Genomic DNA, 357 nt, shown 5'->3' on the forward strand with positions numbered 1-357 from the left:
GTGTATTCCACATACCGGACTTTCTTATATTTCCCTCCAATGCAATCATTACGATTATTAAAAAATATGCCAGAATTACTGTCATCTGGTAGCTTAGTGCTAGTGTATTGGTTAATTTGTGTAGGTCCATAGTCCCAGATAACTTCTTCGGCAGCAATGTAGTATTGTCGGACTTCTCCAAATGGCCTGGGCTTATGCACAGCCGGAAAACATTTCTTGATCTCAAAAAATGCCTGCATGCCCGCCTCCAGGTGATCATTAACCTGGCAGCTCAACAGCCACTGTCCAGGGTTGTCTGCCTCCATTACTACACTAACAAATGTAGCTGGGAAGAGGCTAATGGTGTCTGTGCGGTGC

Annotated in this window: 1 protein-coding gene; it reads right to left on the reverse strand. The window is 44.5% G+C overall.

Annotated features, from left to right (window positions below):
* Positions 1-305 (reverse strand): multicopper oxidase domain-containing protein (locus tag GFJ41_RS21265; RefSeq protein WP_264318561.1); only part of this gene is annotated, 305 nt, incomplete at its 3' end.
* Positions 306-357: the final 52 nt, after the last annotated feature.

This window comes from Paraclostridium dentum, assembly GCF_012922555.1.
Classification (GTDB): Bacteria; Bacillota; Clostridia; order Peptostreptococcales; family Peptostreptococcaceae; genus Paraclostridium; species Paraclostridium dentum.